The organism is Pseudomonas sp. sp1636 (genome assembly GCF_030376615.1).
Taxonomy (GTDB): Bacteria; Pseudomonadota; Gammaproteobacteria; order Pseudomonadales; family Pseudomonadaceae; genus Aquipseudomonas.
The window spans coordinates 1-4,496 of sequence record NZ_JARRAB010000036.1 but is presented as its reverse complement, the minus strand read 5'-3'; the positions used below and the strand labels follow the sequence as shown (position 1 = coordinate 4,496).

2 protein-coding genes and 1 pseudogene are annotated in these 4,496 nt (G+C 65.3%); all 3 read left to right on the top strand.

What is annotated here, in order from left to right; all coding sequences use genetic code 11:
- Positions 1-218 precede the first annotated feature (218 nt).
- Complete coding sequence (gene pgi, locus P8H27_RS20415) at positions 219-1,883, top strand: glucose-6-phosphate isomerase (protein WP_289639577.1); 1,665 nt, start codon at positions 219-221, stop codon at positions 1,881-1,883.
- Between the two features lie 174 nt (positions 1,884-2,057).
- Positions 2,058-3,995 carry an acetate--CoA ligase gene (gene acs, locus P8H27_RS20410; RefSeq protein ID WP_289639576.1) on the top strand — a complete coding sequence of 646 codons (1,938 nt, stop codon included), beginning with the start codon at positions 2,058-2,060 and terminating at the stop codon, positions 3,993-3,995.
- Between the two features lie 231 nt (positions 3,996-4,226).
- Positions 4,227-4,496 (top strand): annotated as a pseudogene (locus P8H27_RS20405) (acetyl-CoA C-acetyltransferase); the annotation flags it as partial.

Genomic DNA, 4,496 nt, shown 5'->3' with positions numbered 1-4,496 from the left:
GAGCTTTGGCTATACCGCGAAACGATGGGCAGGCAGCCCTGCGGGCTGCATTCGCCGCGGGGCGCGTGACCCGCATGGGGAAATGCCGCTAGCCTGTCAGGAACAGGCGCGGCCCTCCACAAGAGATCGCGCATGCAACACATAATTCGGACATGGCCTTTTCGTTGCCCCGGCGTCGCCTCACCAACGTTTGCTCAAGCACAAGGAAGCCTCCTCAGATGGCGTACCACCAGCACCCCCTCGATGTCACCACCCTGCCCACCTGGAAGGCCCTTGAGTCGCACCGAGCCAGTTTGCAGAACTTCAGCATGCGCGAGGCGTTCAGCATGGACGCGCAGCGTTTCGACCGACTCTCATTGAGCAGTTGCGGCCTGTTTCTCGATTACTCGAAAAACCTGATCACCCTGGAAACCCGCGACCTGTTGGTCAGCCTGGCCAAGGAATGCGGGCTGGAACAGGCTATTCGGGCGCAGTTCGACGGTGAGCCGATCAATGCCTCGGAAGCACGCCCGGCCCTGCACACCGCGCTGCGCCGGCCGATCGGCGACAAGGTACTGGTCAACGGGGTCGACGTGATGCCCGAGGTGCAACGCGTGCTGCACCAGATGACCGAACTGGTCGGGCGGGTGCACGACGGCCTGTGGCGCGGCTACAGCGAGAAGCCGATCACCGACGTGGTCAACATCGGCATCGGCGGCTCCTTCCTCGGCCCGCAACTGGTGTCCGAGGCGCTGCTGCCGTTCGCCCAGCGCGGCGTACGCTGCCACTATCTGGCCAATATCGACGGCAGCTCGTTCCACGAACTGGCCGCCAAGCTGCGCGCGGAAACCACCCTGTTCATCGTCTCGTCGAAGTCCTTCAGCACCCTGGAAACCCTGAAAAACGCCCAGGCCGCGCGCCGCTGGTACTTGGCCCAGGGCGGCTCCGAGGGCGAGCTGTACCGGCACTTTATCGCGGTATCGAGCAACACCCAGGCGGCGGTGGACTTCGGCATCCATGTCGAGAACGTGTTCCCGATGTGGGACTGGGTCGGCGGGCGTTATTCGCTGTGGTCGGCCATCGGCCTGCCGATTGCCATGTCGATCGGCATGTCCAACTTCAAGGAGCTGCTGTCCGGCGCCTACAGCATGGATCAGCACTTCCTCAACGCCCCCTTCGAAAGCAACATGCCGGTGCTGCTGGCCTTGCTGGGGATCTGGTACGGCAACTTCTGGGGCGCGCAGAGCCAGGCGATCCTGCCCTACGACCATTACCTGCGCAATATCACCAAACACCTGCAGCAGCTGGACATGGAGTCCAACGGCAAGCGCGTGCGCCAGGACGGCCAAGCGGTAGCCTGCACCACCGGCCCGGTGATCTGGGGCGGGGTCGGCTGCAACGGCCAGCATGCCTATCACCAGCTGCTGCACCAGGGCACCCAACTGATTCCGGCGGACTTCATCGTCCCGGTGGTCAGCTACAACCCGGTCGCCGACCACCACCAGTGGCTGTACGCCAACTGCCTGTCGCAGAGCCAGGCGCTGATGCTCGGCAAGACCCGCGAAGAAGCCGAGCGCGAACTGCGCACCCAAGGTCTGAGCGAAGCCGAAGTGCAGCGCCTGGCGCCACACAAGGTGATCCCCGGCAACCGGCCGAGCAACACCCTGGTGCTCGAACGCATCAGCCCGCGCCGGCTCGGCGCCCTGGTGGCGATGTACGAGCACAAGGTGTTCGCCCAGAGCGCCATCTGGGGCATCAACGCCTTCGACCAGTGGGGCGTGGAGCTGGGCAAGGAGCTGGGCAAGAGCGTCTATTCCCGCCTGCTCGGCAGCGAGGAGAGCCCGGCCGAGGACGCCTCGACCCAGGGGTTGATCGAATTCTTCCGCGGCCGCCACCGCGGCTGAGCATCAGCCACGCACAACCCGGCCCAGGCCGGGTTGTTGCTTTTTGCCGCTACGCTTGTGCCAGACCGCCGGCGCGAGATGCGCAGCCCGCCCCATGCGCCCGCACTTGAACCCGACCTTGGCGCGGATGCTAACCTTATGCCCACCGCGGCCACACAAAAATAAGGATCCGCCATGTTCGAGATCACTCGTCACCCCGTCACCGAGGCCGTGCGGCAGCACGCGCACCTGAACGACGCCGACTACCAGCGCCTGTATCGGCAATCCATCGAGCAGCCGGAAATCTTCTGGGCCGAGCAGGCCAAGGCCTTTCTCGACTGGTCGAAGCCCTGGGCCAAGGTCTACAGCGGCGACTTGAAAAAGGGCCGGGCCAGTTGGTTCAAGGGCGGCCAACTGAACGTCAGCTACAACTGCATCGACCGGCATCTGCAGCAACGCGGTGAACAGGTCGCCCTGATCTGGGAAGGCGACAACCCCAGCGAATCCGCCCACATCACCTACAACAAGCTGCACCACCACGTCAGCCGCCTGGCCAACGTACTGAAAAGCCGTGGCGTGAAAAAAGGCGACCGGGTGTGCATCTACATGCCGATGATCCCGGAAGCCACCTACGCCATGCTCGCCTGCACGCGCATCGGCGCGGTGCATTCGGTGGTGTTCGGCGGCTTCTCCCCGGATGCTCTGCGCGACCGCATCCTCGATGCCGATTGCCGCACGCTGATCACCGCCGACGAGGGCGTGCGCGGCGGCAAGTACGTGGCGCTCAAGGCCAACGTCGACAAGGCGCTGCAGAGTTGCCCGGACGTCTCCACGGTGGTGGTGGTCGAGCGTACCCAGGGCCAGATCGACTGGGTAGAGGGGCGCGACATCTGGTACCACCAAGCCCTGAGCGAGGCGTCCAGCGACTGTCCGCCAGAGCCGATGGACGCCGAAGACCCGCTGTTCATCCTCTACACCTCGGGCAGCACCGGCAAACCCAAGGGCGTGCTGCACAGCACCGGCGGCTATCTGCTGATGGCCGCCATAACCCACAAGTACGTATTCGACTACCACGAAGGCGATATCTACTGGTGCACCGCCGATGTCGGCTGGGTCACCGGCCACAGCTATATCGTCTACGGCCCGCTGGCCAACGGCGCCACCAGCCTGATCTTCGAAGGCGTGCCCAATTACCCCGACGCCTCGCGTTTCTGGCAGGTGATCGACAAGCACCGGGTGAACATCTTCTATACCGCGCCGACCGCTATTCGCGCCCTGATGCGCGAAGGCGAAGAGCCGGTGAAGAAAACCTCGCGTTCGAGCCTGCGTCTGCTCGGCAGCGTCGGCGAACCGATCAACCCGGAAGCCTGGGAATGGTATTTCAACGTGGTCGGCGATAAGCGCTGCCCGATCGTCGACACCTGGTGGCAGACCGAGACCGGCGCCATCCTGATCACTCCGCTGCCCGGCGCCACCGACCTCAAGCCGGGCTCGGCGACCCGGCCGTTCTTCGGCGTACAACCGGCGCTGCTCGACGAGCAGGGCCAGGAGATCGACGGCGCCGGCTCAGGTGTGCTGGCGATCAAGGCCAGCTGGCCGAGCCAGATCCGCAGCATCTACGGCGACCACCAGCGCATGGTCGACACCTACTTCAAAGCCTACCCCGGCTACTACTTCAGCGGCGACGGTGCGCGCCGCGACGAGGACGGCTATTACTGGATCACCGGCCGGGTCGACGACGTGATCAACGTCTCCGGCCATCGCATCGGCACCGCCGAGGTGGAAAGCGCCCTGGTATTGCACGACGCGGTCGCCGAGGCGGCGGTGGTTGGCTACCCGCACGACATCAAGGGCCAGGGCATCTACGCCTTCGTCACCCCGATGAACGGCGTGGAGCCCAGCGAGGAACTGAAAAAACAACTGCTCGACATGGTCGGCCAGGAAATCGGCGGCTTCGCCAAGCCCGAGCTGATCCAGTGGGCGCCCGGCCTGCCGAAAACCCGCTCGGGCAAGATCATGCGGCGCATTCTGCGCAAGATCGCCTGCAACGAACTGGACACCCTCGGCGACACCTCGACCCTGGCCGACCCCAGCGTGGTGGAGAGCCTGATCGAGCAGCGCCTGAACCGCTAACGCGTAGGGCGTACGGCCTCAGGAACGCGGCGAGCCGGCCGCCTCGGTCGGCGTACTGCCGCGTGCCCGCAACCCTCTGGAGCTGCCGGGCGGATGATCCTGTCGCTGGCAGCTGTCCATGGCGTCTGCGCCTGACCGCCTGGTTCGCGCACTGGCCCAAAAGCAAGCCCCTGTGCAACCATAGCGCCCTTGCTGCAACTCACCGCCCCCACTTTTCTGAGGAAGCCCATCATGCAAGAAGTCGTCATCGTCGCCGCCACCCGCACCGCCGTCGGCAGCTTCCAGGGTTCGCTGGCGGGCATCCCCGCCCCGGAGCTGGGCGCCGCGGTGATCCGTCAGTTGCTGGAACAAACCGGCCTGAACGGCGCCGAGGTCGACGAGGTGATCCTCGGCCAGGTGCTCACCGCCGGCTCCGGGCAGAACCCGGCGCGCCAGGCGGCGATCCTCGCCGGCCTGCCCCATGCGGTGCCGGCGCTGACCCTGAACAAGGTCTGCGGCTCT

Coding starts and splice junctions, on each gene's coding strand:
- acs (WP_289639576.1), top strand. CDS start 2,058: ATGTTCGAGATCACTCGTCACCCCGTCACCGAGGCCGTGCGGCAGCAC.
- pgi (WP_289639577.1), top strand. CDS start 219: ATGGCGTACCACCAGCACCCCCTCGATGTCACCACCCTGCCCACCTGG.